Origin of the sequence: Caulobacter sp. X (assembly GCF_002742635.1) — a bacterium.
Taxonomy (GTDB): Bacteria; Pseudomonadota; Alphaproteobacteria; order Caulobacterales; family Caulobacteraceae; genus Caulobacter.
Genome location: NZ_PEGF01000001.1, coordinates 157,850 through 184,676 on the forward strand (window position 1 = coordinate 157,850; position 26,827 = coordinate 184,676).

A 26,827-nucleotide genomic window follows, 5' to 3' on the forward strand; every position below is an offset into this window, starting at 1 on the left:
AGCGCCTGGACAGGCTTGGCATGCGCTCGATCGGAGCTTGTTTTCTACCGGGCGCCCGTTCAGGCGTAACTACGACCATGGTCTCGGATGCGTGCGCCCTGACGATCTCATATCGCTGGGGACAGTGACTGGGAGAGTGACATGAGAGCGGTTGTTTTCGCGGCCATCCTGGCGGTTTCGACTCCAGCCCTGGCGGAAACCCGCTCCGTCCTGACCTCCATCCCCGACGATCCGCACGCGGTTGTGGTCAAGGCCGTTGGCGACGGTCGCGCGGACGACACCGATGCGGTTCAGAAGGCTATCGACGCCGCTCGGGACAAGACTGGCCATGGCCTGGTCTTTCTGCCGTCGGGCCGATATCGCCTGAGCCGCACGCTCTTGGTGCCGCCGGGCGTGCGGGTGTTCGGCGTCGGGGCGAAGCGTCCGGTGTTCGTGCTCGGGGCCAACACGCCCGGCTTCCAGACCGGCGTCGCGACGATGATCGCCTTCACGGGCGGCGACCAGTATCAAGTCGGCGACATCCCTGTGCCCGTCCCGACTGTCCGTCCGACGACGGCCAAGGTCCGCGACGCCAATTCCGGCACCTTCTATTCGTCGATGAGCAACATCGACATCGAGATCGCCGATGGCAATCCGGCCGCCGCGGCGGTGCGATTCCGCATGGCCCAGCACGCCTTCCTGCGGCACATGGATTTCCGGCTGGGTTCAGCCTTCGCCGGCGTCTACCAGGCCGGCAACATCATGGAGGACGTGCACTTCCATGGCGGCCGATACGGCATCGTCACCGAGAAGACCTCGCCGGCCTGGCAGTTCACCCTGGTCGACTCCACCTTCGACGGCCAGCGCGACGCGGCGATCCGTGAGCACGAGGTCGATCTGACCCTGGTCAATGTGGCGATAAAGAACACCCCGGTCGGGATCGAGATCGACCGAGGCTATAGCGACAGCCTGTGGGGCAAGAACGTCCGCTTCGAGAATGTCTCCAAGGCGGGCGTCGTCATCTCGGCCGAGAACAGCGTCTTCACCCAGGTGGGCTTCGACAACGCGACCGCCTCGAACACGCCGGTGTTCGCCCGCTTTCGCGACAGCGGCAAGACGGTGGATGGCAAGGGCAAGGACTATCGGGTGGCCGCGTTCACCTACGGCCTGACCCTGCCGGCTCTCGGACAGATGGGCGAGTACAAGACGGTGGCGGACATCCAGCCGCTGAAGGCCAAGGCGATAACGGCGCCAGCGCTCCGCGCCCTGCCGCCGATGGGCGAGTGGACCAACATTAAGACGCTGGGCGTGAAGGGCGACGGCTCGACGGATGACACCGCCGCGCTGCAGAAGGCGATCGACACGCACCGCGTGCTCTATCTGCCGGTCGGCTTCTACATGGTGTCCGACACGCTGAAGCTGCGGCCGGACACCGTGCTGATCGGCTTGCATCCGGCCATCACCCAATTGGTCATTCCCGACAACAATCCCAAGCATGCGGGCGTCGGCGCCGTGCGGCCGATCCTGGAGACGCCGCGTGGCGGCGACAACATCTTGTCAGGGATCGGCCTGTTCACCGGCCGCGTGAACCTGCGCGCCTCGGCCTTGCTGTGGCGCTCCGGCGCTAATTCGATGGTCAATGACGTCAAGATCATGGGCGGCGGCGGCACGCCGACAGCCGACGGCAAGTCGCTCGGCGCGGCCCAGGCGCGCAGCGGCGACCCTGTCGCCGACGGCCGCTGGGACGCGCAGTATCCGAGCATCTGGGTGACTGATGGCGGCGGCGGGACGTTCGCCGACGTCTGGAGCCCGAACACCTTCGCGTCGGCCGGCTTCTATATCAGCGACACCAAGACCCCCGGCCATATCTACGAGGTCTCGGTCGAGCACCACGTCCGCAACGAGTTCGTGCTCGACAATGTCGAGAACTGGGAATTCCTGGCGCCGCAGACCGAGCAGGAGGTCGGCGACGGCCCCGACGCGGTGTCGCTGGAGGTGCGCAACTCGCGCAACATCCTTTTCGCCAACTATCACGGCTATCGGGTGACTCGCTCGTACCACCCGGCCGAGACGGCGGTGAAGCTGTTCAACTCGACCGACATCCGCTTCCGCAACGTCCACATCAACGCCGAGAGCGGTGTCGCCCTGTGCGACACGATCGGCTGCGGGACCTATCTGCGGGCCAGCAAGTATCCGTTCGAGAACGCCATTCAGGACAAGACCCGCAAACTGGAGGTCCGCGAGCGCGAGTTCGCCGTGCTAGACGTCACCGGTCCCGCAACACCTGGCGCGGCGCCGGCGGCCGATCCGCGCGTGCGCAAGCTGGAGACGGGCTTCTGGTCGATCTCGGGCGCCGCGACGGGGGCGGATGGGACACTCTACTTCATCGACAAGCGCTTCCAGCGCATCTACCGCTGGACGGAGGGCCGCGGCCTTCAGGTGGTGCGGGACCACTCGCTGGACCCGACAAACCTCGCCGTCGATGGCTCGGGCAAGCTGCTGGTGGTCTCGTCGTACGGCCCGCAGGCCGCGGTCTATTCGATCGATCCGCAAGGGCCGAAGGATCAGCTGACCATGATCGCGCCGACGGCGGCCTCGCCGCGCCCGGGCGCAAGGACCTTGCTGCCCGTGAACTGGTGGGTGAACGGCGAATTCCGCGACCAGTACGACCCGGCGACCGACCACTTCACCACCCTGGCGGAGATGTTCGCTCGGGATGTAGGGACGCCCAAGACTGAGGAATATGTCTCGCCGGACGGCAGCGTCGTGCTCCCCGCGTTCCGCGTCTGGCAGCAGGGACCGCCGGATCACGTCGGCTGGCGCTGGACCGATACGCTTCAGGCCAATGGCCTGATCAGCGGCGCGGCGGGGCAGCGGGTGTTTGTCACTAACGGCTCGGAGAACAAGACCTACAGCGGCCAGGTCGGTCCCGGCGGGACGCTCACCGACTTGAAGGTCTTCGCTGGTCGCGGCGGCGAGAGCGTGGCCGTGGACGGAGAGGGACGCGTGTTCGTCGCCAACGGCCAGATCTTCCAGTACGCGCCGGACGGCAAGCTGGTAGGCCGCATCGACGTGCCGGAGCGTCCGTTGCAGCTGATCTTCGGCGGCGAGGGCGGTCGGACCCTGTTCGTCCTGACCCACCACTCGCTCTACGCTGTGACGCCCTGAGACAGCCCGGGGAGGGCGCCCATGAAGACCATGACCATCGCGCTGGCCACGCTTCTGGCCTCGACCGCCGTCGGCTCCGTGGCGGCGGCTGAAGGCCGCTCGGTTTTCGTCGCGACGCCAGCCGATCCGGCGGCGATCGTTGCGAAGGGGCGCGGCGACGGCCGCGCCGACGACAGCGGGGCGCTGCAGGCCGCCATCGACGCCGCCGCCAAACCCGGCGGTGGCGTCGTTTTTCTTCCGTCCGGCCGCTATCGCATCACCAAGACTCTGTTCCTGTGGCCCGGCGTCCGCGTGTTCGGCGTCGGGGCGACGCGTCCGGTGATCGTGCTGGGAGACGCGACGCCGGGCTTCCAGAAGGGCGTCGCCAACATGGTGATCGTCGCCGGCGCCAAGCCGGATCCGGCCCGCCAGGTTCCGTTCCCGCCGCCGGGCAGCGTGCCGTTCAACAAGGACGTGCCCGACGCCAACTCCGGCACCTTCTATACAGCGATGAGCAATGTCGATTTCGAGATCGGCAAGGGCAATCCAGCCGCGACCGCGATCCGCTTCCACGCCGCCCAGCACGCCTTCCTCAGCCATATGCGCTTCGATATCGGCTCGGGTTTGGCGGCGCTGTACCAGATCGGCAACGAAGCCGAGGACCTGCACTTCAAGGGCGGGCGTTATGGCATCCTGACCGAGAAGCCGTCGCCGGCCTGGGGCTTCGTGCTGCTCGACTCCACTTTCGAAGGCCAGCGTGACGCGGCGATCCGCGAGCACGAGGCGGGCCTGACCCTGGTCAATGTGACGATGCGCGACACGCCGGTCGGGATCGAGATCGATCGCGGCTATGGCGATTGGCTGTGGGGCAAGAACGTCCGTTTCGAGAACGTGTCGAAGGCGGGTGTGGTGATCTCCAACGAGGGCAACGTCTACACCCAGGTCGGCTTCGAAAACGCCGTCGCCAAAGGCACGCCGGTGTTCGCCCGCTTCCGCGACAGCGGCAAGACCGTGGCGGGAAAGGGGAGCGCCTACCGCGTCGGCGCCTTCAACTACGGTCTGACCGTGCCGGGGCTGGGCCAGATGGGCGAGTACAAGACCACGTTCAGCGCCGAGCCCCTCAAGGCCTATCCGACGCCGCCGACGCCCGCGATCCGCGACCTGCCGCCGATGTCGGAGTGGACCAGCGTCCGCGACCTCGGCGCCAAGGGGGACAACGCCGCCGACGACACAGTCGCGATCCAGAAGGCGATCGACAGTCACCGCGTCGTCTATTTCCCGACCGGCTTCTACCGTGTCACCGACACGCTGAAGCTGCGGCCCGACACGGCTCTGATCGGCCTGCATCCCAGTCTGACCCAGATCATCCTGCCCCATGGCGCGCCGGCGTTCCAAGGCGTCGGCGCGCCCAAGGCGTTGGTCGAGTCCGGCAAGGGCGGCGACAATATCGTCTCCGGACTTGGGCTTTACACCGAGGGCCAGAATCCGCGCGCCACCGCGCTGCTGTGGACCGCGGGCGAGCACTCGATGGTCAATGACGTCAAGTTCCAGGGCGGCCACGGCACGAACCTCTACGACGGCTCGCGCTTCAATCCCTACAACGCCAACGCCTCGGCCGACGCCGACACCGCCAAGCGCTGGGGCGGCCAGTATCCTAGCCTGTGGGTGACCAATGGCGGCGGCGGGACCTTCGCCAATGTCTGGAGCCCGAATACCTACGCCTATTCCGGCATCTATGTGTCGGACACCACGACGCCGGGCCACATCTACCAGGCCTCGGTCGAGCATCATGTGCGCTCCGAGATCAGCCTGAACCGCGTCGCCAACTGGGAGTTCCTGGCGCCGCAGACCGAGGAGGAGGCGGGCGAGGGCGAGGACACGGTCTCGCTGGAGATCCGCGACTCCCGCAATATCCTGCTGGCGAACTATCACGGTTACCGCGTGACGCGGACGCGCCGTCCGGTCTCGGCGGCGGTGCAGATCTACAACTCGCAGGACATTCGCTTCCGCAACGTGGCGGTGAACGGCGAGAGCGGCTTCTCCACCTGCGACGAGGGCGGCTGCGCGACGTTCCTGCGGCTGACCAAGTATCCGTACGAGAACGCGATCGAGGACGTCACCAGCGGCCTGCAGGTGCGCGAACGGCAGTTCGCGGTGCTGGACATCGGCAAGGATGCGAAGGCGCCGATGCCGTCGGTGTTTCCGGCCAATGCCCGGGTCGAGCGCCTCGCGGATGGCTTCTTCTCGGCGGGCGGCGCCGCGGTCGACGCGGCCGGCGTCCTCTACTTCACTGACCGGCGCAACCAGCGCATCTACAGCTGGTCGCCGGAGCACAAGCTTTCGATCGTGCGGGACAACACGCTCGATCCCATCAACCTCGCGGTCGACGGCTCGGGAAACCTGCTGGTGCTCTCGTGGGACGGCCGCAACGGCTCGGTCTACAGCTTCAAGCCGGGCAGCCCCGACACCGAGGTGACGGTCATCCGCGCGACGCCGGCCGGCGCACGGCCGGACGCCGCCAAGGTCTTGCCGGTCAACTGGTGGGTCAACGGTGAGTTCAAGGATCAGATCGATCCGGATACCTATCAGTTCACGACGCTGGCTGAGCTGTTCGCGCGGGAGACGGCCGCGCCGCCGGCTTGGGAATATGTCTCGCTGGACGGCAGCCTGGCGCTGCCGGCCTATCGCGTGTTCCAGCAAGGACCGCCCGACCATCGGGGCTTGCGGTTCTCGAACGCGCTGGACACCTATGGCTTCACCACGGCCAAGCCCGGTCAGCGCGTCTTCGTCGCCAACAGTTCGGAGAACAAGACCTATAGCGGCCGGGTCGACGCGCGCGGCGCGATCACCGACCTCAAGGTCTTCGCCGACCGCGGCGGCGAGAGCGTTGCGACGGACGCCGAAGGGCGCGTCTACGCCGCCAACGGCCAGGTGTTCGTCTACGCGCCGGATGGCCGAGAGCTGGGCCGGATCGACGTGCCGGAGAGACCTCTGCAACTGGTGTTCGGCGGGGCCGACAAGCGGACCCTTTATGTGCTTTCGCACCATGGTCTTTACGCCGTGCGGGCGGACTAGAAGCGAGGGTCCGGCTCGCTCTCCGGTCGCCTACGACCATGGTCTAATAGTTCGCCGCACGCCGGTCTGACACAGTCCTCCCAGGCTATCGACGATGGCCAAAAGAAAATTGGGAGGGATGTAGGATGGGTGCTGTCGGTAGCACGCGAGGGGGATCGTCGTTCTTGAGCGCCTTGCTCGCGACGAGCGCGTTCGCAACGGTGTTGGCGGGCGGCGCCGCCCACGCGCAGGCGACGCCGACGCCGGCGCCGGCCGCCGATGACTCGGTCGTCACCGAGATCGTCGTCACCGGATCGCGCATCCGCTCGACGGGCTTCACCGCCCCGACCCCGACCCAGGTGCTGGGCACCGCGGAGCTGGAGCGCGCCGCGCAGCCGAACATCTTCACCGCCATCACCCAGCTGCCGTCGCTGCAGGGGTCCAGCGGCGCCACCACCGGCACCTTCAGCACCTCGAGCGGCCAGCAGGGTCTGTCCTCGTTCTCGCTGCGAGGTCTCGGCACCATCCGCACCCTGACGCTGCTGGACGGCCAGCGCGTCGTGCCGGCCAACGTCACCGGCGTGCCTGACATCAGCCTGTTCCCGCAGCTTCTCGTCGAGCGCGTGGACGTTGTCACCGGCGGCGCCTCGGCGTCCTACGGCTCGGACGCTGTCGGCGGCGTCGTCAACTTCATCACCAACAAGAAGTTCGAGGGCTTCAAGGCCAACGTCATGGGCGGCGTCACCACCTATGGCGACAACCACCAGTGGCTGGCTCAGGTCGCCGCAGGCAAGAACTTCATGGACAACCGCCTGCACGTGCAGGTCAGCGGCGAATATGACTGGGAGGAGGGCGTCCCGGCGGGCGGCTTCGGCGAGGACGCGCCGGGCAGCCGCGACTGGTACACGACCGCCACCCTGGTCAACCGCGGCGTCACCAACGACGGCTCGCCGCAGTATCTCTATCGCGAGCACGCCCAGGCCTATCAGTACACTAAGTATGGCTTGATCAGCGCAGGCCCGCTGCAAGGCACGGCGTTCGACGCCGCCGGCAATCCGTTCCAGTTCCAGTATGGCGGCGGCGGCGTGCCTTCGAAGGCCGCCAATGGCGCGGTCAGTGGCTGCTACACCAATGGCGGCTTCTGCATTGGCGGCGACCTATCGGGCAATGTCGGCGTCGGCACCTCGCTGCAATCGCGCATCAAGCGCATGAACTCCTACAGCCGCGTGGGCTTCGATCTCGACGCCAACAACGAGATCTACGCGACCTTCAACGCCGCCCGCGTGGAGAGCAGCAACCAGCCTAACCCGGGCGCGGCCACGACGGGCCTGACGATGTCGTGCTCGAATCCGTATCTGCCGGCTTCAGTCGTCGCGGCTTGCGCCGCGAACGGCATCACGACCTTCACCTTTGGCACGAGCAACGCGCTGCTGCCGCGCAACATTACGGTCCATCCGACGCGGACCCAGTATCGCGGCGTGATCGGCGCCGACGGCAAGTTCAACGCCCTGGGCACGGAATGGCGCTACGACGCCTATTACGAGCACGGCCAGAACACGACGAACATCCACGTTCGCGACATCTTGCTGACGCCGCGCTACCGCCAGGCCATCCAGGCCACCTTGGTGGGCGGCCAGATCGTCTGCGCCGATCCCGTCGCGCGCGCCAACGGCTGCGTGCCGATCAACATCTTCGGCGGCCAGCGCCCGAGCGACGCCGCCCTGGCCTACATCACGCCGAAGAACGGACCGTACCAGCACTCCGTCCAGAAGCAGGACGTCGCCAGCATCAACTTCAGCGGCGAGCCGATCAACGGATGGGCCGGGCCGATCTCGCTGGCGGTCGGCGGCGAGTGGCGCAAGGAACAGTATCACGTCAAGGGCGACCCCTACGGCGATGGCAATACGGACTCGCCGAACACCGCCGACTACCCGGCCGACCCGATCCTGAACGCCTCGGGCGCCAACTGGTTCGCGGGCAACTACCACTCCGGCGCCGGCAAGTACTCGGTGAAGGAAGCCTATGCGGAAGTGAACGTTCCGCTGGTCAATTCCGACGCGGCCGGCAAGGCCAACCTCAACCTGGCGGGCCGCTGGACCGACTACAGCACCTCGGGCACCGTCTACACCTGGAAGGTCGGCGCGACCTGGGACACGCCGATCGATGGCGTGCGGCTGCGGGCCGTCACCTCGCGTGATGTTCGCGCGCCGAACCTGTCGGAACTGTTCGCCGCGCCGGTCACGACCACGCTGCCGAACTTCACCGTGCCCTCGAATGGCAAGCCTCCAGCCGGCCAGCCCGCCGGCGGCGCCCTGACGGTTCTGCAGAATGTCGTGGGGAACCCGGACCTGAAGCCGGAAATCGCCAAGAACGTGACCATCGGCGCGGTGCTCTCGAACCCGCAATGGCTGCCGGGCTTCAGCATTTCGGTCGACTGGTACAACATCGTGCTGAACGGCGGCATCTCCAGCCTTGGCGCTCAGCAGATCGTCAACTTCTGCTATGCGGGCCTCACGCAGTTCTGCGGCGCCTTCAATCTCAACCCGCCGTCGGCCTTCGTGAACTCGCAGACGTTCAACCTGGCCTCGATCAAGACCAGCGGCTTCGACATCGAGAGCAGCTATCGCTTCGAGCTGCCCAGCGTTCCGGGCCGCTTCACGGTCCGCGGCCTGGCCACCAACGTCCACAAGTTCGTCACCAACCCCGGCATCCCGGGGGCGGTCGCCGTCGACTCCGCCGGCCAGAACTCCGGCGCCACGCCGGACTGGAAGGTCCTGGCCGTCCAGTCCTGGGACAATGACCGCTTCGCCGTCAGCGTTCAGGAGCGCTGGTTCAGCGACGGCCGCTTTGGCGGCACGACCACCGAATACATCGAATGCAAGCCCGGCAGCTGCCCGGTCTCGACCGGCAGCCGCCCGACCATCGACTACAACCACATGAAGGGCGCGACCTATGTCGACGTCAGCGCTTCGTACAAGTTCGGCAATGGCCTGCAGCTCTACGGCAAGGTCGACAACCTGCTGAACCGCGATCCGACCCCGTCGCCCCAGACCAACACCGGTCTCGATGCCAACCCGGCGCTCTACGATCTGCTGGGCCGCTTCTATCACGTGGGTCTGCGGTACAGCTTCTAGGCCTTTCGCGCCCGCTTTTTACCTCCCCCCCTGGGCGGCGCCGCCCGGGTCTTGTTTCGGCAAGACCCGGGCGTTTTCTTTGTCCGCGCATGGCGGGACGTCCTGGCTCGGCTCGGCGGTAGTTGCGACCAACAAGCCAGGCAGGATGAACCGTTCAAGGCGCCGCTTCGTTGTAGGAGCCGCTCGGGCCTGTCGCCCGAAAAAGGGACGGTCGCGTGACGCTGCAACAAGGTCTTTCGTTTGGGTTGATTGGCGCGACGGTTCTCTGCTTCCTCTGGGGGCGTTGGCGATACGATCTCATCGCCCTTGGCGCCTTGGCGGTGGGCGTCTTGACGGGCCTGATCCCGGCGAAGTCGGCGTTTGACGGCTTTTCGAACGACATCGTGGTGATCATCGCCAGCGCGCTTGTGCTCAGCGCGGCCGTGTCCCGATCGGGATTGGTCGATCGCCTCATGGCGCCGCTGCTGCCTCGCTTGGGAAGCGAGCGCAGCCAAGTCCCGGTGCTGGTCGCCGTGACCACGCTACTGTCGATGATGACCAAGAACGTCGGGGCCTTGGCGCTGATGATGCCGTCGGCCCTGCAGATCGCTAAGCGGACGGGCGTCTCGCCAGGCCGTCTTTTGATGCCGATGTCGTTTGGGTCGCTGGCCGGCGGGCTTGCGGTGCTTGTGGGCACATCGCCGAACATCATCGTCTCGGAGGTGCGCGGAAAGGCGCTTGGGGAGCCCTTCCGCATGTTCGACTTCATGCCCGTGGGTGGAACGCTCGCTCTAATCACCATCGCCTATCTGGCCGTCGCCTATCACCTGCTGCCCAAGCATCGAATCGCGGCCATCGACGTGGACGCGGCCTTGGCCGCCAACGCGTACGTCACGGAGGTCGAGGCGCCGGAGGGATGGCGCTTCGCGGACGGCCGCGTCGCGGACCTCCGCGCCGCCGCGGACGGGGCCGTGAGCGTGGTGGCGATCCTGCGCGGCCGCAAACGCATGGCCTCTCCACACGCCAATCGCCGCGTCCTGCCCGGCGATCAACTGCTGCTGGAAGGCGAGCAGCAGACGCTCAACGAACTGATCGTGAAGACGGGCTTGAAGCTGACGGATGCGGACCGGCCCGTGGTCATGAACGAGCCGACCGAAGAGGTGAGGGTGGTAGAGGCGGTGATCGGCGCTGAATCCGATCTGATCGGTCAAACCGCGCGAGGGCTCAAGCTGAATGAGGCCCATGGCGTCAACCTGCTCGGCGTCAGCCGCAGCGGCTATCGCATGGCGGGTCGTCTGGCCACGGTCAGGCTGCGGGCCGGCGACATCCTGGTCCTGCAGGGCGCGGAGCGGCAACTGCCCTTGGCGCTGTCGGCCCTGGGGTGTTTGCCGCTCGCCGAGCGGGAAGTGCGGCTCGGCGGAGCCCGGCACGCGCTGTTGCCCGCTGCGATCCTGATCGGGGCGATGTTGCTGGTCGCGTTCGGGGTGGTGCCGGCGGCGACGGGCTTTTTTGGGGCCGCGATCCTGGTGGTCGCGACGGGCGCCCTGCGAATGCGCGAGGCCTATGCCTCGCTGGAAGGGCCGGTGCTGGTCCTGGTCGCGGCGATGATCCCCGTGAGCGACACCGTGCAATCTTCCGGCGGCGCCGACCTGATCGCCAGCTGGCTATCGGGCGCGTTTCACGGCCTGCCGCCGCTCGTGACCCTGACCGCCATGATGGCCGTGGCGATGGTCGCCACGCCGTTCCTGAACAACGCCGCCACGGTGCTGATTGTCGCCCCGATCGGCATGGGGTTGGCCGAGCGCCTGGGCCTCAGTCCCGATCCGTTCCTGATGGCGGTTGCGGTCGGCGCGGGCTGCGATTTCCTGACCCCCATCGGTCACCAGTGCAATACGCTAGTGCTCGCGCCGGGCGGCTACCGGTTTGGCGACTATGCCCGTCTCGGCGCTCCGCTAACCCTGCTCATCCTGCTGGCGGCGCCGGCGCTGATCGCGTTCTTCTGGCCTTTCGCGCGCGCCTAGGAAGCGTCGCCAAGGAGCGCCCGCCCCGTCGCGCGTCCGCTTCCTAGAGCCAGGAATAGATCGCCCGAGGAATGTAGAAGCCGCGCTTGTTCAAGATCGCGCCGGTGACGTCTCCCGCCGCGCCCTCGATGCGTTCGATCATGTTTCGAGCCACAGCCGCCCGGGTGGCCTCGGCCTCGATGACGACGAGGTTCATGTCGACCAGCGGCGCGAAGATCAAGCTCGCCGAGGAGCGTTCCAGCGCGGGGCAATCGACCAGCACGACGTCGTAGTTCCTGCGGGCCTCGCGGAAGAAGGTCTCCCATTCGGTCTCGCTCAATGCGTGCGAGCCGGCGCCCATTGGCAGCGTGATGTGGAGGGACGTGCCCTTCACGGCGATCCGGTCGGGGGAGACGCGCGTCAGCTTGGCGCCGCTTTCCGCGAAAGCCTGGATGGCGGACCCCTCGACGGCCGGTTCGATATCGACGATCAGCACGCGCTTGGCGTTCGCCGTGGCCGCCATCATGGCCAAGTCCATCAGCAGGCTTGAAACGCCTTCGCCGCCATTGGCGGCCACAAGCTGCATGACGCGGCCAGGTCCCGGCGCGACGCTGGTGAGCAATCGCAAGATGAGTTTGGCGTCGTCATAGCCCAGAAACGAGGCGCGGCTGACCGAGCCAGGCTGGCCGCGTCGTCGCGCGGCGATCTTGTCGTCTGCCGAAACGGTGAGGACGACAGGCACGTCCAGCTTCTGTTCCACGTCTCGCGGCGTGATCATCACGTCCGAGAAGGCGGACGAAACCACGATCACCGCCACCGCCGTGGCCAAGCCCAGCGCCAGGCCGGCCACCAGCAGGACCAAGCGTCCGCTGGAACCCTTCACGGGCGGGTCGGCGGCTTGGACAATACGGACGTTGGCCTTGGCCTTGGAGAGCGTGCTGGCTAGCCCCGTGTCCTGAGCGCGCTTGGCCAATTCGGCGAAGCCTTCTTCCAGGGCGCCGCGCTGGCGTATCAGCTCGCGATACTCCGGACCAATCTGGACCAGCTCCGCGAGACGCGCGGTGACGGCTTTGAGATCGCGAGCCGCCTGAACGCGGGCTAGGCGCAAGCCCGTGAGATCGCCGACGCTGTCGGCGAGTTCGGTGTCGAGTTGCTGGCGAACCGGATTGACGCCGCGCCGAACCGCGATGACCTGCTGTTGCGGCGCGGCGTGAATCTGCGCCTGCACCTCGGCGATCTTGCGGTCGAGATCGACGATCAGCGGATAGCCCTCGACATAACGCGCCGCGGCCTGGCGCCGCTGGTTCTGCAGATCCAACAGCGTGCGGGTCAGGTCCTCCAACTGCTGGGAGCGACCCTTGTCGTTGGAGATCTCCACTTCCGACGGCGCGGCCTTCAGCCAGCCGGACAGGACCGACACGCGGCCGCTCCGCGCGGCCAGCTGCTGATCCAGCACCTGAATCTGGCTGGCGAGGGAGGATTGCTGGTTCTGAACCGTCGTCAGCTCCGTCGGATAGTCCCCGAAGCCATGATCGACCGAGAACCGAAGAAGCTTGTCCTCAACCTCGGTCAGGCGTTTGTTGAGCTGGTCGCGTTGGGCGTTGACCAGGGACGGGTCGGCTTGCTCGAAGATCAGCCGTCGACGTTCGATATAGAGCTTCACCAAGGTGTTCAGCAGGTCGGCCGCGACCTTTGGATCGTCGCCCTGCAGGTTGAGCTCGATGACGTTCGACTGCGGGATGTTGACGATGTCGAGGTCCTTGGAAAGCTGCTCCGCCGCCTTCTCCAGTCCCTTCGGTTGGTTGACGAGGTCGGGATAGGCTCGGGCCAGGCCGACCTTGCGGATCGCCTGGATGCGCAGTTCCTTGGCCGACAAAATCTGGATTTCAGCCTGCACGATCTGGGCGCGGTCAAAGCTCAGACCCTGAGCGCCGCCGGTCAGGTCGCTATGGAAAACGTAGTCGTCGCCAAGCAGGATCAGGAGGCGCGACTGAGCCGTGTAGATGGGATGCGCCAGCAAGATGGCGATCACCGCCAACGCGACGGGGATCAGAAAGCCCAGCAGAGCTTCGACGCGGTAATAGAACACCGGCGTGAGCAGCTCGCGCACTGTCAGAGGCGAGCGCGTGCGACCATGCCCTCCTCGGACGTAAGCGCTTTGCTCTATTGCCGCGGTGTTCATTGTTGCGGAGGACTTCAACTCTGCGACCGCGTAAGCGCGACGGAACTCTGGTCGATAGCGGTTGAGGACTTAACAAACACTGACGTCCTCGCGAGCGGCCCAGGCCATATCGCTTGAAATGACCCGTTTTGGGCAAGATCATTGTTATCCAATGGCTTTCAATACATGTAGCGCTGCCATTTGCCGCATGCCGCAATGGGAGCGGCAACCAAATCCTAACGCCCTTAGGCCACTTACGTTTACCAATGCCGCGCCGTCGCGTGGCGAAGGAGGTTGGTTTGTCCGCCTGGCTTCGTGTTCTCTCGCTCTTCGTCGTCGTTGCGGTCGCAGGCTGCGCCGCGACGCCCGCGCCAGCGCGCCAAGACGCGGCCCGGAGCGGGGGCGCGACGTTCGCGCCCTGGACCAGCGAGGACTATCGCTATCGCATCGGGCCTGGCGACGAGCTGTCGGTTCGGTTCGTGGTCAATCCCGACTTGAACGCAACGGTGGTTGTCGGCCCTGACGGCCGAGGGGTCTTTCCGCTGATCAGCGCGCAGGATGTCGCCGGGCTGACGGCCGAGGAGGCCAACGCGCTGCTGAGCCGGGCCTATGCGACCGTGCTGCGCGCGCCCCAGGTCGAGACGCTGGTGGCGGGCTATGGCGCTTCGCAGATCTATATCGGCGGCGAGGTGCGCGATCCGGGGGTGAAGACGATCAAGGGGCGCCTGACCGTGGCCCAGGCCGTCATGTCGGCGGGCGGGTTTCAAGACACGGCCCGAACGGGGCATGTGGTGGTCATCCGCCAGCGACCGGGCGATCCTCGGCTGCTGATGCGAACGATCGACGTGCGGGACAATCTGAACGGCAAGAGCGGCGACGACTTCGCCGTCCTGCCGGGAGACCTGATCTTCGTGCCGCGCAGCGCCATCACAGAGGTCAACCGCTTCGTACGACAGTACGTGACCGGGGTCTTGCCGTTCAATTTCAACTACAGCATCAACCGCGGCACGCGCTACTAGCCTGACGGCTCCCCGAGGAGACGGATGTCCCGCTATCTGATCTCCGCCTTCGAGCAGGCCCTGTGGTCTCTGCTCAATTTCGGCGTCAACCTCCTGCTGATCCGCTTCGTCGCGCCGGATCAGTACGGGGCCTTCATGCTCTGGGCGTCCTGCGGCTTTGTGCTGTCGAGTTTGCAGAACGCCTTGACCGTCTGCCATCTGCAGGCGTTGGCGCCCGGCGCTGGGAGTGATCCCAAGCGCCTGCCGGTCGAGCGTCTGATGCATGGCGTCAACGCCGTGTTCTTGGCGGCGGCGGCTCTCGCGTGCCTGGGCGCGGCCCTGGCGTGGCGCGGCGTCGGCAGCCCCTACGGCGCTCCGGCCGCCGCCTTGTTCGTACCGGCGTTCCTGGCGCAACAGTACCTGCGAGCGCTTGCCTTCTCGCGCGGACGTCCAGGCCTCGCGACCTTGCAAACCGCGGGGGTCTTTTGTCTGGTGACGTTGCTGCTGGGCCAAGCTCTGCTCGAGGGCGGGCGGCTGGACGCGAACGGCATCCTCTGGCGGTTGGGGGTCGCCTATGCCGCGACGGGCGCTGTCGCCGCAGTCTGGGCTCTGCGAGGGCAGGGGGGCTGGCTTCGCCGCCACGAGATGAAGGCCTATGGCGACTACGTCCGGCAATCGGGCTGGGTTTTCCTGGGCGTATCGAGCACCGAGTTGCTGACCCGGTTCTATGTATTCGTGGTCGCCGGCTGGTTTGGCGCCGCGACGCTGGCGTCCCTCTCGGCGACCCAACAGCTTTTGCGGCCTGTCCCCTTGCTCGCGATGTCTTGGAGCATGGTGGCCCGAAACGATCTCGCGCGTCGGCGCGATCGGGGCGCTTGGAGCGGCTTTCGACGGCTTCTGGCGCTTGCGGCAGGCGCTGGGATGTTGGTCGCGGCGGCTTGGACCGTGATCCTCTATGCGGCCTGGCCGACGATCGCGACGCATCTCTTTGGCGGCAAATATCTGGCTGATGGCTGGATGGTCGTTCTCTGGGGAGTCAGCGCCGCGATCACCTTGGGGCAGACTGTGGTCAGCACCGGCCTTCAGGTGCTGCGCGCCTTCAAGCCCTTGGCGTTGGCGAACGGCGCGGCCTCGCTGGTCGCGGCGGGTTGCATCCTGTTGACCATGCGCGGACTGGGCCCCGCTGGCGCCATCATCGGCACGGCGGCGGGGCAATTGCTGGAGCTTGCGGCCATGGCCGCCATCCTTCTGTCGATTACCGCGGCGCGGCGGCGATCTGCCCCAGGCGCAACCGGGGGCTAGCGACTCTGCCTTCCTGTGAAGGCGCATGGCGCATGTCGATGTCGACGCCGAAGAGCAGGATCAATATCCCCAGCATGGCGTTGGCCGAGAAGTAGCTGCTCTCCATGAAGTTGTGCGCGAAGAAGATCAGCGGGAAAACGCCCAGAAACACCGCGTGAGGCAAGGCTTCGCGGCCCTCGATTGTCGGAGTCCTCAAGCTGTCGCGAACCAGGCCGAGGCCTCGAGTTATCCAGCGCAGAAGCAGAAGTAGCGCGCCTGCCAGTCCCGGCGCCCCCACCGTGACCAGAAGGTCGATGTAGCCGTTATGAGACTGGTTGGTGTGGGTCTCGGCCGCGAACCAAAGGTCCGTCTGCAGGCTGGGCTGGACCGCGGGGTTCACGTCCCAGAAGGAGCTGAAGCCCAAGCCCCTCAAGGGATGTTGCGAGAACTGGTTCAGGGCGAACATCCAGATCTCGGTGCGGCGCGTGAAGTTCACCCCGCGCAACGGGGCCAGAGGGTCTTGGCCGACGGCGTAGTTCCAGGCGAGCCATCCGAAGCCAGACGCCAAGAGTCCCGCCACGCCAAGCGCCGCGGCCGCCCATAGGGCGCCGGCGCGCAGGCGAAGGCATGCAAGCATCAAGGGCGTGGCGGCCAGGGCGGCGAGCGCGATCGCCAGGCTGGTCTTTGACTTGCTGGCGACCAGCAGCGCCACGCATCCCGCGAACATCGCGCCCCAGAACAGGCGCGCCTTCAGCGTCTTGCTGAACAGAAGATACGGCGTGATGACCAGCGAGCTCAGCATCATCACCGAACCCAGGGTGTTCTTATGATTATGGATCGCGGCCAGGCCGATGTCCGTCATCGAGAGGCCGGGGAGAGCGATCCATGACCCGATATCGATCATGATCATGATGGCGCAGGCGGTCGCGAGGGCGGCGTGCATCCGCCGGGGATCGCGTAGCCCCGCGACCAGAGCGATGCTCACCAGCACATTGATCAGATAGAGGATGAAGCGACGGCTCGAGACGACGGGGTCGATGGCCCAGCGCGTGGTCGCTCCAAACCACACGAACAGCAGCAGCAGCGGCCAGACCCGCATGGCCAGGCTCAGCACCTCCGCGCGTCGGAACCACATGATCGGCAGGGTCAACCCCAGTATGGCGAGCCAGATCGCGCGATTGAGCGGCGACATGGGCGAGGCCCCCGACAGGGCGTCCACCGTCACCTCGTGGGTATACGGCGCCGCGCCAATCATCATGTACAGCAGCATCGCGACGAGGACGAAGCCCGACCAGAGCGCCAGCCGATCGTCCAGGCGCGCCGAAGCGGCGGCGCGTTCTTCGCGACGTGCGGCGCGCCAAGCTTCAATCGCGGAGACCGGGCGCGGTTCGTCACTCACGGGAGTACGCTCCTCGCGAGCCTATCCAGCGTGAAAGCACGTCCCGCACGCCAAGGCCGAGGCCGTAGAAGCCGCGCATGTAGCGCCGCCAGAGTCTGCGAGGCTCCTTGACCAGGCGGTACAGCCAGACGAAGCCCGAATGCTCCAGAACCGCCGGCGCGGGGTCGGAATCTCCGGTCAGCACCTGCAGCGAGCTGCCGATGCAAAGGCCCAGGCCGGTGCTTCGTCCGTCCTCGATGATGTGCCCGCAAAGCAGCTCCGACTGCGGCGGTCCCATGGCGACGAAGACGAAGCGAGCCGGGTGCGCAGCGACGAAAGCGACTGCTTCGGCGACGGCGGCCGGATCGTGGATCATGCCCATCGGGGGCACGTGCTGGACGAGGCTTCGAAGGCCATATTGCTGGCGAAGCTTTTCGGCCAGGGCGGGCGTGCCGCCAATGATGGAGAGCGGCGTGTCGCGCTCAATGACTCGTTCGAATAGATCGCGGACCACATAGGCGCCAGGCGCGAAGCGCAGGCGCAGACCGCCGAGCAGAGCCGTCCGCCCCACGACGCGGCTGTCATTGGTGCTGATCCAGGCGGCGTCGCTGATTGCGCGGAACGTCGGATCGCGCTGGCGCAGATAGGCATGTTCGGCGTTGGGCGTCACGAAGGTCGCGAATGGCGCCTGGGGAGAGCGATCCGCCAAGGCTTTGACCGTCTGCTCAACCGTCATCGGCGTGAAGCGAAGTCCGGCGAAGCGAACGTCGGGCCAACGTTCTGGCGCGTTGGGGGCCGCTGTGACGCTTTGGGAACCAGACATTAAGAGAGCCTGCCGCAGAGGGGCGTTAGAGAACGACGCCCATTGGCGCCATACTTGAGAGTACGGGCCCCACCTTTACGTTCGGTTCCCGTTTCGAGGCAGTCTTGAATTCCGCGCACGCCATAAAGCGACTGATGGACATCGGCGTCTCCGCCGCGCTGCTAGCGCTGCTCGCCCCGCTGCTGCTGTTGATCGCACTCCTGGTCAAGCTGACGTCGAAAGGACCTGTCTTCTACGCCTGCCACTGGGTAGGGCAGGGAGAGCGCCCTTTCACGGGCTACAAGTTCCGCACCATGGTCTCCAACGCTGAGGCCATGGAAGCCGAGCTTCAGGATCGCAACGAGATGCGCGGTCCGGCCTTCAAGCTCACCAACGATCCGCGCGTCACGCGCGTGGGCAAGGTGTTGCGCAAGTACAGCCTGGACGAACTGCCCCAGCTTTGGAGCGTGCTCATCGGGGATCTCAGCCTCGTGGGGCCGCGTCCGCCGCGCGCCCATGAGTACGCGCAGTTCACCGAGTTCCAGAAGCAGAAGCTGGCGGTGAAGCCCGGGATCACTTGCCTCTGGCAGGTCGAGGGGCGCCATCGGATCAACGACTATGACGACTGGGTGGAGCGCGATCTCGACTATATTCGCCGCTGGTCGCTATGGCTGGACATCCAGATCCTGGCGCGGACGGCCGTGGTCGTTTTCCGGGGGACGGGCGTCTGATGAACCGCGTTCCAATCGCGATCAGTGTCGTGGTGCTGAGCTACGACCGTGTCCACCTGCTTGAGCGCACGCTCGTCAATTGCCTCAGACCCGAGGTGTCGAACGGCGTTCCGTTCGAGATCATCGTCGTCGACAACCATCCTGATCGGTTGGCCGAAACGCGGGTGTCGCGTCTGGCCGCTGATGGCGCGCCCATCCGCTATTTCGCGGACGCCCGTCGCAACGTCTCGATCGTTCGCAACGTCGGCATCAAGGCGGCTGTCGGGCGCTATGTCGCCTTCATCGACGACGACGAGGCGCCGGACGCGGGGTGGCTTTCCGAACTCCATGCCTGCCTTGAGCGCACCGGCGCGGACGCGGCGTTCGGGCCCAAGTATCCCGTGTTCGAGGCGGGAGAACCGCCGGCCTGGGATCCCGAAGGCTGGCGCTATACGCTTGACTATCGGGAGCCCGCCGACACGCCGATCCATCTGTTCGGTCGCCTGCGCAAGAAGGGCAAGGGACTGGGCAGCGGCAACGCCGCTTTCCGGGTCGCGACCTGTTTCGACACGCCCGAGCCTTTCGCGGTGGCCTTCGGCGACGCCAACGGCGAGGACACGCATCTGCTGTTCCGTCTGTCGTTGGCTGGCAAGCGCTTCGTCTGGTGTCCGACCGCGGTGGTGCGCGAGTTCATCGAAACCGATCGGACCAAGCCCAGCTACATGATCACGCGGATGAAGCGAGGGTCGCAGCACTATGCGGCCTCGCGGATCGCCACCAGCGATCGTCCAGGTCTGACACGGGTCAAGGTGACGCTCCTGGGACTTGCTCAGATCGCCGTGCACGCCGGTCTCTATCTGGTGTCCGGCGAGTGGCTGGGCGGCGCGCGCTACGACAACCGCATCGGCATGGCCAAGGGCCTGGGCAAGCTCACCTATCGCGCGCCGATCGGCTTCATCGACGAGAAGGCCGCATGACGGACCTGTCGATCGTCATTTGCACCTACGACCGGCCGGCGTCGCTCGAGGCGACGCTGAAGTCGTGCCTGGCCCAGACCAACGCGCTCGGGCTTTCGATCGAGATCGTGGTCGTCGACAACCATCCGAGCGGCAGCGCGCAGGCGGTCGTCGAGGGGCTGGCGGCGGACGCCCGCTGGCCGCTGCGCTACGTGACCGAGCTGACGCGCAACATGTCGACCCTGCGCAATCGCGGCTTCGCCGAGGCGAGGGGACGTCTGGCGGCGCTGATCGACGACGATGAGATCGCAGCGCCTGATTGGCTGGATCAGCTCGTGGGGGCTTTGCGCGAGGCCGACGCCGACATGGCGGTGGGACCCCGGCAAGCCGTCTTCGCCGGCGAACCGCCGCCCTATGATCCCAAGGGCGCTCAGTTCGTCAGGATCTTCGATCTCCCCGACGGCGCGATCATTCCGCTGACGGAGCCGTCCGGCAAGCCGCGTTATGGCATGGGCACGGGCAATTCGCTTTTCGATCTGTCGCGCTGCTTCCCCGATGGCGAGCCGGCCATGCGCGAGGCGTTCGGAGACGCCGGAGGCGAGGACGCTGAGCTCTTCATTCGTCTCTACCGAGAGGGACGCAGAATTGTCTGGGCGGCTCGCGCGGTCGTTACCGAGACGGTCGCGCCGCATCGAACGGCCGTGACATATCGCCTCATCCGCGCGCGCCGCGAGGCTCAGCACTACGTCTCCATCTACCTTGACGTCACACCGCGCCCTCGGCTGACCTGGGCCATCCTGATGGCCAAGGGTTTCGCGCAAGTCATTGTCGGCTTTGTTCTATCGGTGATTACGTTCGAGTTCGGCTCTCAGCGGCGCCTGCGCGGGCGCGCGCTGATGGAGCACGGTCTGGGCAAGCTGCTCTGGAAGCGAGCCGTCGGCTACATCGCCGAGCCTTCGTTCAACAGGGCAACCTGATCTCAACCAACTTGACCACAAGTCCACCCGCAAACGGCGGCGCAAGGCGCTCGCCGTCCTATTCTGAATTCTGGGGCGTCACAAAAGCATGCTGCATCGTCTTTCCTCCCATGACGCCGTGTCCGCGGATCTCACGACGCAGATCAAGCTTTTCGCCGATGGCGCCAGCCTCGAGGATTTCACGCGCCTGCACCAGAGCGGTCAGGTGGCGGGCTTCACCACCAATCCGACGCTGATGCGTAAGGCCGGCGTGACGGACTACGAGGGCTTCGCCAAGGCTCTGCTGGAGCGCATTCCCGACGCGCCGATCTCCTTCGAGGTCTTCTCCGACGAATTCGGCGACATGACCCGCCAAGCGCGCAAGATCGCCGCCTGGGGTCCCAACGTCTACGTCAAGGTTCCGATCACCAACGCCAAGCGCGAAAGCAGCCTGCCGATGGTTCGCGCCCTGGCCGACGAAGGCGTGAAGGTGAACGTCACCGCGATCCTGACCCTGGAGCAGGTGGCCGAGACGGTCGATGCGCTCAACGCCGATGTCCCGGCGGTGGTTTCGGTGTTCGCTGGCCGCATCGCCGATACGGGCGTGGATCCCATGCCGGTCATGCGCGCCGCGGTCGCCATCGCCGCCCGCAAGCTCAAGGCCGAGGTGCTGTGGGCCAGCGTGCGCGAGGTGCTCAACGTCTACCAGGCCCGCGACTGCGGCTGCCACATCGTCACCTCGACGCCGGACGTGCTGAAGAAGCTCTCCATGGCTGGCAAGGATCTGGCGGACCTGTCGCAAGAGACAGTCGCCATGTTCTACGACGACGCCAGCGCGGCCGGCTTCAAGCTTTGAGCGCTCCAGAGCTGCGCCGCGCGGTCTTCCTGGATCGCGACGGCGTGCTGAACCGCGTCGTCATGCGCGATGGCAAGGCGGCGTCTCCGCGCGCCGTGGACGAACTGCAGATCGAGCCCGAGGCGCCGGCGACGCTCAGGTCGCTGAAGGCTGCGGGATATCTGCTGTTCGTCGTCACCAACCAGCCGGACGTTCGCCGGGGGCTGATGAGCGCCGAGGCGCTGGACGCGTTGCACGCGCGTTTGGCTGAACTCCTGCCAGTGGATGAGATCGCCGCCTGCCTCCACGACAACGCCGACGGGTGCGCCTGCCGCAAGCCCAAGCCCGGCTTGGTTCTGGATTTGGCTGAGCGTCATCGCGTTGATCTTCGTCAGTCATGGCTGATTGGCGATCAAGACCGCGATATCGCTTGTGGTAAAGCCGCAGGTTGTAAAACAGTACTACTTGAGCGAGACTACAATTCGGGTATGGGGGCTAATCCTGACCAAGTCGTGGAAACACTCTCGCAATCGCTTGCGCATATTTTGCACGGGCCGTAGAGAGCGTTTGCTTGGGGTTTACTATGTTTTCTGATCACTTTCTGGAAGCGACGACGCGCGCTGTCGCCGCGATCGATCGCACAGCCGTTGAAACTGTCGCGAAGACGCTGGCCAAGGTTCGTGATGGCGGCGGCCGCCTGTTCCTGCTTGGCGTCGGCGGCAGCGCCGGCCACGCCAGCCACGCCACCAATGACTTCCGGAAAATCTGCGGCTTTGAGGCCTATTGTCCGACCGACAACGTCTCCGAACTGACCGCCCGCATCAACGACGAGGGCTGGGAAGGCGTCTTCTCGACCTGGCTCAAGAGCAGCCGCCTGACCGCCAAGGACGGCCTGCTGATCTTCTCGGTCGGCGGCGGCAGTCTTGAGCCTCCGGTCAGCGCCAATCTCGTGCGCGCCATGCAGTACGCCAAGGAAAAGGGCGCTGTCGTCACCGGCATCGTCGGTCGCGACGGCGGCTTCACCGCCAAGATCGCCGACGCCTGCGTCGTCGTGCCGACCGTCGATCCGCAGTTGATCACGCCGATCGTCGAAGGCCTGGCCGCGGTCGTCTGGCACCTGCTGGTGTCGCACCCGGCGCTCTCGCGCTCGAAGGGCCACTGGGAGCAAATCGCCCCGGCACCCGCTGTCGCGGTCGCCGCCGAATAATCCATGATCTCCACCCGCACGCCGCTGCGCGTGACCCTCGGAGGCGGGGGCACCGATCTGGAGAGCTATTACCGACGCGATGGCGGGTTCATCTTCGCCATGGCGCTGGACAAGTACATCCATATCAGCGCGCACCGCCCGGCCTTCCATGATCATGTGGCCCTGATGGGGCCTGATCCCGAGAACGTCGCCCGCACCGAAGACCTCAAGCACGAACTGGTCCGGGCCGCGCTTCTGCGCCACGGGATCGAGACCGGTTTCGAGGCGGCTTCGATCGGCGACATCGTCGGCGGTACGGGCCTGGGCTCTTCCAGTTGCTTCCTGGTCGGCTTCCTGCGCGCCCTGCACGCTCTGAAGGGCTCCGAGCCCGATCGCCAGGCGCTGGCCGAGGAGGCTTGCGACCTGGAGATCAACGTCCTGGCCAAGGGCATCGGCAAGCAGGATCAGTACATGGCCGCGTTCGGCGGCCTGACGACGCTCGACATCGCGCCGAACGGCGAGGTCAAGGTCGGCTCGGTCGCGCTGGACCCAGAGGTCGAGGCGGCCTTCATCGCCCATACCCACATCTATTACACGGGCTTGCGACGCGACGCGGCGGTGATCCTGGACGACCAGAACAGCGCCATGCTCAGCGACGGCGAGCGCCAGCGTCAGGCCGCCCAGAGCCTGGGCGCCATCAAGGACCTTGGCTACCGCATCCGCGACGCCTGGATCGCCGGCGACCTCGACGGCTGGGGCCGCATGCTGCATGAGCATTGGGTCAGCAAGAAGCAACTCTCGTCGAAGATTAGCTGGCCGCATATCGACCAGCTATATGACCACGTCCGCGCCAATCTGGGCGTCACGGGCGGCAAGGTGATCGGCGCTGGCGGCGGCGGCTTCCTGATGCTGTTCACGCCGAACGACGGCCAGGCGCTGGAAGACTACATGGCGTCTCAGAACATGCCGCGCCTGCGCTACGGCATTGATCGCGGCGGGACGCAGGTCCTGCTGAGCCAGATCGCATGAACGCCTGGCGCGCGGAGGTCCTCGGCGGCGTTCGGCGGGTCCGCACCACCAGCGGATTCGACGTCCGAGCCCGCGCGCCTCTGCGCTTGGGCCTGGCGGGCGGCGGCACCGACCTCTCGCCCTACTGCGACCAGTTCGGCGGCGCGGTTCTGAATGTCACGATCGACCGCTTCGCCTTCGCGCATGTCGCGCCCAGCCGGGACGGGGCGGTCTCGTTCCGCGCCAACGACCTTGGCGTTCAGGAACGGCATGAACTGGGCGCTTGCCCTCGGATAGATGAAGGCCTGCGCCTGCATCGCGCGGTTTACGAACATATGGTCGAGACGTATCTGGATGGCGATGCGCCAGCGCTGAGCGTCTCGACGAATATCGACGCGCCGGCCGGGTCCGGTCTGGGTTCGTCCTCAGCCCTGGTTGTTGCGCTGGTGGAGGCGTTTCGGCTGGCGCTGGACCTGCCGCTGGGGCCCGCCGACGTCGCCCGGCTAGCGTTCCTGATCGAGCGCCGCAAGCTCGGCTTGGCCGGCGGGCGTCAGGATCAGTACGCGGCGGCCTTCGGCGGGGTGAACTTCATCGAGTTCCTGCCCGAGGACAAGGTGCTGGTCAGTCCTCTGCGGGTGCCGCGCGCCTACCTCAATGAGTTCGAGTCTTCACTGGTGATCTGCTTCACCGGTCAATCGCGACATTCAGAGACGATCATCAAGGAGCAGATCGACGGCCTCGTCGGCATGAACGCCGAGACGGTCGAGAGCATGCACCAGCTCAAGGCCGACGCGGCCCTCATGCGCGAGGCCCTGCTACGGGGCGACATGCGTGACATGGCCGCCATCCTGATGCAGTCCTGGACCGCCAAGAAGCGCACCGCCAGCGGCGTGGCGACGGAGACCGTCGATCGCCTGTTCGACCTCGCCATGGCCGCGGGCGCTTGGGGCGGCAAGGTCTCCGGCGCGGGCGGCGGCGGCTTCCTGATGTTCTTCACGGACCCCGAGAACCGCCACCACCTGATCGCCACGCTGAACGCGGCGGGCGGCCAGGCGAGCTCGGTCAAGGTCACGTTCGAGGGCGCGGAAGCCTGGAGCGTGCCCCGGTGAGGGTTCGTCAGTGCGTGATCCTCGTCGGCGGGCTGGGCACGCGTCTCGGCGACATCGCCCGCGACACGCCCAAGCCCATGCTGCCGGTGGCCGGTCGGCCCTTCCTCGAGCACTTGCTCGCCAAGGCGGCGCGCAGCGGCTTCGACCGCGCGCTGCTGCTGGCTGGGCATCGCGCGGAGGTGATCTCGCGGCATATCGAGGCCGAGACGCTCGTCGATCGTCTCGGCATGGAGATCGCGGTGTCGATCGAGTCAGAGCCTCTGGGAACGGGCGGCGCGCTGAGCTACGCCCACGACCGGCTTGACGACGCCTTCCTGCTGCTGAACGGCGACACCTGGTTCGACTTCGACTGGCGCGCCTTCGCCGACCGTGGCGACTACGCCGGCCTCATGGCGCTGCGCACGGTTGAACCGGCGGACCGCTACGAGACCGTAGTCTTGGACGGCGACCGTGTCAACGAGATCCGGCCCCGCGACGCCGGCCTGCGCAAGGGCCTGATCAATGGCGGCGTCTGCCGCCTCGCCAAGACGGCTGTGCCCAAGACCGATCGCGCCTTCTCCCTCGAGGCGGAATTGCTGCCAGCGCTTTGCAAGGCGCGCGACCTTGGAGGGCAGGTGTTCGATGGCGCGTTCGTCGACATCGGCGTGCCCGCCAGCCTGGCGTCCGCCGAGCAGATCCTGGCGTCGGCCTAGCTTCATCGCCGGGGCTCGCATCCGGACGACTCAAATCATGGCCAAGATTGACTAACCGCAACGTCGGACGCGTTCACCGGCCGTAAAGCCGAGGCGCCACCCTGACGTTCGAGATGACTCATGTCGATCAAGCCCATTGACCTAAGCCGTGTGCGTGACCTGCCGCTGCTGGCTTCCGCCAGCGATGAGTCTCTCTCCCTGATCGGGCAGGGCGGCTTCCTGCAATGGACGCCAAAGGGCGCCGAGCTGGTCGCCGAGGGGGAGGTCAACGACTTCCTCTACATCCTGCTCGAGGGCTCCGTGGAGCTGGAAGGCACCTGGGGTGACCGCGACTCGACCCTCGCCGTGCTGCGGCCGCTGTCCAGCTTCGTTCTGGCCTCGGTGGTCCTTGAGGCGCCGGCGCTGATGACGGCCCGCACGCTCGCCCGCAGCCAGTTGCTGATGATCCCGGGCGAGCTTTTCCGACGCGTGATCCGGCAGGACCAAGGCGTCTCCATGGCGGTCATTGAGGAGCTGTCAGGCTGCTACAGCGGTCTGGTCCGCACCATCAAGAGCCACAAGCTGCGCGCGCCGCTCGTCCGTCTGGCCAACTACCTGCTCGTGCAGCAGAGTCGCCAGGGCGGCGGCAGCGTGCTGCGTCTGCCGCTGCAGAAAAGGATGCTGGCGTCGCTGCTGGGCATGACGCCCGAGAACCTCTCGCGATCGTTCGCCGCCTTGGCTGAACATGGGGTCAGGGTCGATGGGCCGCTGGTGACGATCACCCGTCCGGCGGTCCTGACCCGCTTGGCCAAGCCTGATCCCCTGATCGACAATCCGCTGCCCGTGGCCGGCGCCACGATGGGCCAAGCCGGACGCGAGCGCGCCGCCCACGTCGAGGGCCACGCCTGATGGCCTACAGGTCGGTGAAGACCTATGGCGCTGAGCGGGGCCTGTCGTGCGCCTACCGCCAGTGGGCGGCCGAGAGCCATTGCCAGCTCCTGCACGGCTATTCGCTAGGCTTCGTCTTCGACTTCGCGGCCGAACAGCTGGACGCGCGCGGCTGGGTGGTGGACTTCGGGAAGGCCGGCTTTGGTCCTATCCGCGAGTGGCTCCACCACATGTTCGACCACACTTTGCTGGTGGCCGCCGATGACCCCTCGCGGCTGGAGTTCGAGCGGCTCCAACGCCTGGGCTTGGCGCAGGTCAGGATCGTTCCGGGCGTCAGCGCCGAAGCTCTGGCCGCTCACGTGTTCGAGCATGCCCAAGGTCTGGTCGACTCAGCGACCAAGGGACGTTGCTGGGTGGCCTCGGTCGAGTGCAGGGAGCACGGCGCCAATGCCGCCGTGTACGAGAACCCGCAGGGCGTCTTGAAACAGGTCAGCGCCGAGGCGCTGAGTTTAGCGCTCAAGGGTCTTTAGGGGCGGCTTGAGCGGTGTGACGAGCGCTGACGCGCTCGGCCTCTCAAAATGTGACTTGACCATCC

The 26,827-nt window shown here is 66.3% G+C and carries 20 protein-coding genes; 17 read left to right on the forward strand and 3 right to left on the reverse strand.

Annotated features, from left to right (window positions below):
* Positions 1–141 precede the first annotated feature (141 nt).
* The 4 genes from CSW60_RS00670 to CSW60_RS00685 all read left to right on the forward strand — a co-directional run bounded on the left by CSW60_RS00670 (position 142) and on the right by CSW60_RS00685 (position 11,314).
* Positions 142–3,147, forward strand: a complete 3,006-nt coding sequence (locus tag CSW60_RS00670; protein ID WP_099535236.1) for a glycosyl hydrolase family 28-related protein — start codon at positions 142–144, stop codon at positions 3,145–3,147.
* Positions 3,148–3,168: 21 nt separating this feature from the next.
* Positions 3,169–6,201 carry a glycosyl hydrolase family 28-related protein gene (locus CSW60_RS00675; RefSeq protein WP_099535238.1) on the forward strand — a complete coding sequence of 1,011 codons (3,033 nt, stop codon included), beginning with the start codon at positions 3,169–3,171 and terminating at the stop codon, positions 6,199–6,201.
* A gap of 125 nt (positions 6,202–6,326) precedes the next feature.
* The gene (locus tag CSW60_RS00680) at positions 6,327–9,314 is read left to right on the forward strand and encodes a TonB-dependent siderophore receptor (protein WP_099535240.1); all 2,988 of its coding nucleotides are present in this window, start codon (positions 6,327–6,329) and stop codon (positions 9,312–9,314) included.
* A gap of 215 nt (positions 9,315–9,529) precedes the next feature.
* Positions 9,530–11,314, forward strand: a complete 1,785-nt coding sequence (locus CSW60_RS00685) for an SLC13 family permease (protein WP_099535243.1) — start codon at positions 9,530–9,532, stop codon at positions 11,312–11,314.
* 43 nt (positions 11,315–11,357) lie between these two features.
* Here CSW60_RS00685 and CSW60_RS00690 read toward each other — a convergent pair whose 3' ends face one another.
* A complete protein-coding gene (locus CSW60_RS00690) occupies positions 11,358–13,403 on the reverse strand; it encodes a hypothetical protein (protein WP_161495613.1) in 2,046 nt (681 codons plus the stop codon).
* Between the two features lie 350 nt (positions 13,404–13,753).
* Here CSW60_RS00690 and CSW60_RS00695 point away from each other — a divergent pair, with 350 nt between their 5' ends.
* Positions 13,754–14,473: a polysaccharide biosynthesis/export family protein gene (locus CSW60_RS00695; RefSeq protein WP_161495614.1), complete on the forward strand. Its 720-nt coding sequence runs from the start codon at positions 13,754–13,756 to the stop codon at positions 14,471–14,473.
* A gap of 24 nt (positions 14,474–14,497) precedes the next feature.
* On the forward strand, positions 14,498–15,754 hold the full coding sequence (locus tag CSW60_RS00700) for a hypothetical protein (RefSeq protein WP_099535248.1): 1,257 nt from the start codon (positions 14,498–14,500) through the stop codon (positions 15,752–15,754).
* On the opposite strand, the gene CSW60_RS00705 is transcribed toward CSW60_RS00700, so the two are convergent.
* Together CSW60_RS00705 and CSW60_RS00710 are read right to left on the reverse strand one after the other, a co-directional pair.
* The gene (locus CSW60_RS00705) at positions 15,708–17,132 is read right to left on the reverse strand and encodes an O-antigen ligase (RefSeq protein WP_099535250.1); all 1,425 of its coding nucleotides are present in this window, start codon (positions 17,130–17,132) and stop codon (positions 15,708–15,710) included. The genes CSW60_RS00700 and CSW60_RS00705 overlap by 47 nt on opposite strands.
* Positions 17,125–17,934 (reverse strand): WecB/TagA/CpsF family glycosyltransferase, encoded by an 810-nt coding sequence (locus CSW60_RS00710; protein WP_099535252.1) that lies wholly within the window; start codon positions 17,932–17,934, stop codon positions 17,125–17,127. Before CSW60_RS00710 ends, CSW60_RS00705 begins: the two co-directional genes overlap by 8 nt.
* A 134-nt stretch (positions 17,935–18,068) precedes the next feature.
* On the opposite strand from CSW60_RS00710, the gene CSW60_RS00715 reads away from it, so the two are divergent.
* From CSW60_RS00715 to CSW60_RS00765, 11 genes are all read left to right on the forward strand, one after another.
* Positions 18,069–18,644 carry a sugar transferase gene (locus tag CSW60_RS00715; RefSeq protein ID WP_236634192.1) on the forward strand — a complete coding sequence of 192 codons (576 nt, stop codon included), beginning with the start codon at positions 18,069–18,071 and terminating at the stop codon, positions 18,642–18,644.
* Positions 18,644–19,600: a glycosyltransferase family 2 protein gene (locus CSW60_RS00720; protein ID WP_161495615.1), complete on the forward strand. Its 957-nt coding sequence runs from the start codon at positions 18,644–18,646 to the stop codon at positions 19,598–19,600. Before CSW60_RS00715 ends, CSW60_RS00720 begins: the two co-directional genes overlap by 1 nt.
* Positions 19,597–20,556 carry a glycosyltransferase family 2 protein gene (locus CSW60_RS00725; protein WP_099535258.1) on the forward strand — a complete coding sequence of 320 codons (960 nt, stop codon included), beginning with the start codon at positions 19,597–19,599 and terminating at the stop codon, positions 20,554–20,556. The genes CSW60_RS00720 and CSW60_RS00725 overlap by 4 nt, the downstream gene beginning before the upstream one ends.
* A gap of 88 nt (positions 20,557–20,644) precedes the next feature.
* On the forward strand, positions 20,645–21,391 hold the full coding sequence (locus CSW60_RS00730; protein ID WP_099535260.1) for a transaldolase: 747 nt from the start codon (positions 20,645–20,647) through the stop codon (positions 21,389–21,391).
* On the forward strand, positions 21,388–21,930 hold the full coding sequence (locus tag CSW60_RS00735) for an HAD-IIIA family hydrolase (RefSeq protein WP_099535262.1): 543 nt from the start codon (positions 21,388–21,390) through the stop codon (positions 21,928–21,930). Before CSW60_RS00730 ends, CSW60_RS00735 begins: the two co-directional genes overlap by 4 nt.
* 23 nt (positions 21,931–21,953) lie before the next feature.
* Positions 21,954–22,577 (forward strand): SIS domain-containing protein, encoded by a 624-nt coding sequence (locus CSW60_RS00740; RefSeq protein WP_099535264.1) that lies wholly within the window; start codon positions 21,954–21,956, stop codon positions 22,575–22,577.
* A gap of 3 nt (positions 22,578–22,580) precedes the next feature.
* Positions 22,581–23,585: a galactokinase gene (locus CSW60_RS00745; RefSeq protein WP_099535266.1), complete on the forward strand. Its 1,005-nt coding sequence runs from the start codon at positions 22,581–22,583 to the stop codon at positions 23,583–23,585.
* A complete protein-coding gene (locus tag CSW60_RS00750; protein WP_099535268.1) occupies positions 23,582–24,673 on the forward strand; it encodes a dehydrogenase in 1,092 nt (363 codons plus the stop codon). The genes CSW60_RS00745 and CSW60_RS00750 overlap by 4 nt, the downstream gene beginning before the upstream one ends.
* Positions 24,670–25,365: a sugar phosphate nucleotidyltransferase gene (locus CSW60_RS00755; RefSeq protein ID WP_161495616.1), complete on the forward strand. Its 696-nt coding sequence runs from the start codon at positions 24,670–24,672 to the stop codon at positions 25,363–25,365. The genes CSW60_RS00750 and CSW60_RS00755 overlap by 4 nt, the downstream gene beginning before the upstream one ends.
* A gap of 120 nt (positions 25,366–25,485) precedes the next feature.
* The gene (locus CSW60_RS00760) at positions 25,486–26,253 is read left to right on the forward strand and encodes a cyclic nucleotide-binding domain-containing protein (RefSeq protein WP_099535272.1); all 768 of its coding nucleotides are present in this window, start codon (positions 25,486–25,488) and stop codon (positions 26,251–26,253) included.
* Positions 26,253–26,762, forward strand: a complete 510-nt coding sequence (locus CSW60_RS00765; protein ID WP_099535274.1) for a 6-carboxytetrahydropterin synthase — start codon at positions 26,253–26,255, stop codon at positions 26,760–26,762. Before CSW60_RS00760 ends, CSW60_RS00765 begins: the two co-directional genes overlap by 1 nt.
* Positions 26,763–26,827 lie beyond the last annotated feature (65 nt).

What these genes read in the sequence shown, in the direction of transcription:
- CSW60_RS00670 (WP_099535236.1), top strand. Translation starts at nt 142, where the DNA reads ATGAGAGCGGTTGTTTTCGCGGCCATCCTGGCGGTTTCGACTCCAGCC.
- CSW60_RS00700 (WP_099535248.1), top strand. Translation starts at nt 14,498, where the DNA reads ATGTCCCGCTATCTGATCTCCGCCTTCGAGCAGGCCCTGTGGTCTCTG.
- CSW60_RS00675 (WP_099535238.1), top strand. Translation starts at nt 3,169, where the DNA reads ATGAAGACCATGACCATCGCGCTGGCCACGCTTCTGGCCTCGACCGCC.
- CSW60_RS00745 (WP_099535266.1), top strand. Translation starts at nt 22,581, where the DNA reads ATGATCTCCACCCGCACGCCGCTGCGCGTGACCCTCGGAGGCGGGGGC.
- CSW60_RS00710 (WP_099535252.1), bottom strand. Translation starts at nt 17,934, where the DNA reads ATGTCTGGTTCCCAAAGCGTCACAGCGGCCCCCAACGCGCCAGAACGT.
- CSW60_RS00730 (WP_099535260.1), top strand. Translation starts at nt 20,645, where the DNA reads ATGCTGCATCGTCTTTCCTCCCATGACGCCGTGTCCGCGGATCTCACG.
- CSW60_RS00720 (WP_161495615.1), top strand. Translation starts at nt 18,644, where the DNA reads ATGAACCGCGTTCCAATCGCGATCAGTGTCGTGGTGCTGAGCTACGAC.
- CSW60_RS00680 (WP_099535240.1), top strand. Translation starts at nt 6,327, where the DNA reads ATGGGTGCTGTCGGTAGCACGCGAGGGGGATCGTCGTTCTTGAGCGCC.
- CSW60_RS00765 (WP_099535274.1), top strand. Translation starts at nt 26,253, where the DNA reads ATGGCCTACAGGTCGGTGAAGACCTATGGCGCTGAGCGGGGCCTGTCG.
- CSW60_RS00725 (WP_099535258.1), top strand. Translation starts at nt 19,597, where the DNA reads ATGACGGACCTGTCGATCGTCATTTGCACCTACGACCGGCCGGCGTCG.
- CSW60_RS00715 (WP_236634192.1), top strand. Translation starts at nt 18,069, where the DNA reads ATGGACATCGGCGTCTCCGCCGCGCTGCTAGCGCTGCTCGCCCCGCTG.
- CSW60_RS00760 (WP_099535272.1), top strand. Translation starts at nt 25,486, where the DNA reads ATGTCGATCAAGCCCATTGACCTAAGCCGTGTGCGTGACCTGCCGCTG.
- CSW60_RS00740 (WP_099535264.1), top strand. Translation starts at nt 21,954, where the DNA reads ATGTTTTCTGATCACTTTCTGGAAGCGACGACGCGCGCTGTCGCCGCG.
- CSW60_RS00750 (WP_099535268.1), top strand. Translation starts at nt 23,582, where the DNA reads ATGAACGCCTGGCGCGCGGAGGTCCTCGGCGGCGTTCGGCGGGTCCGC.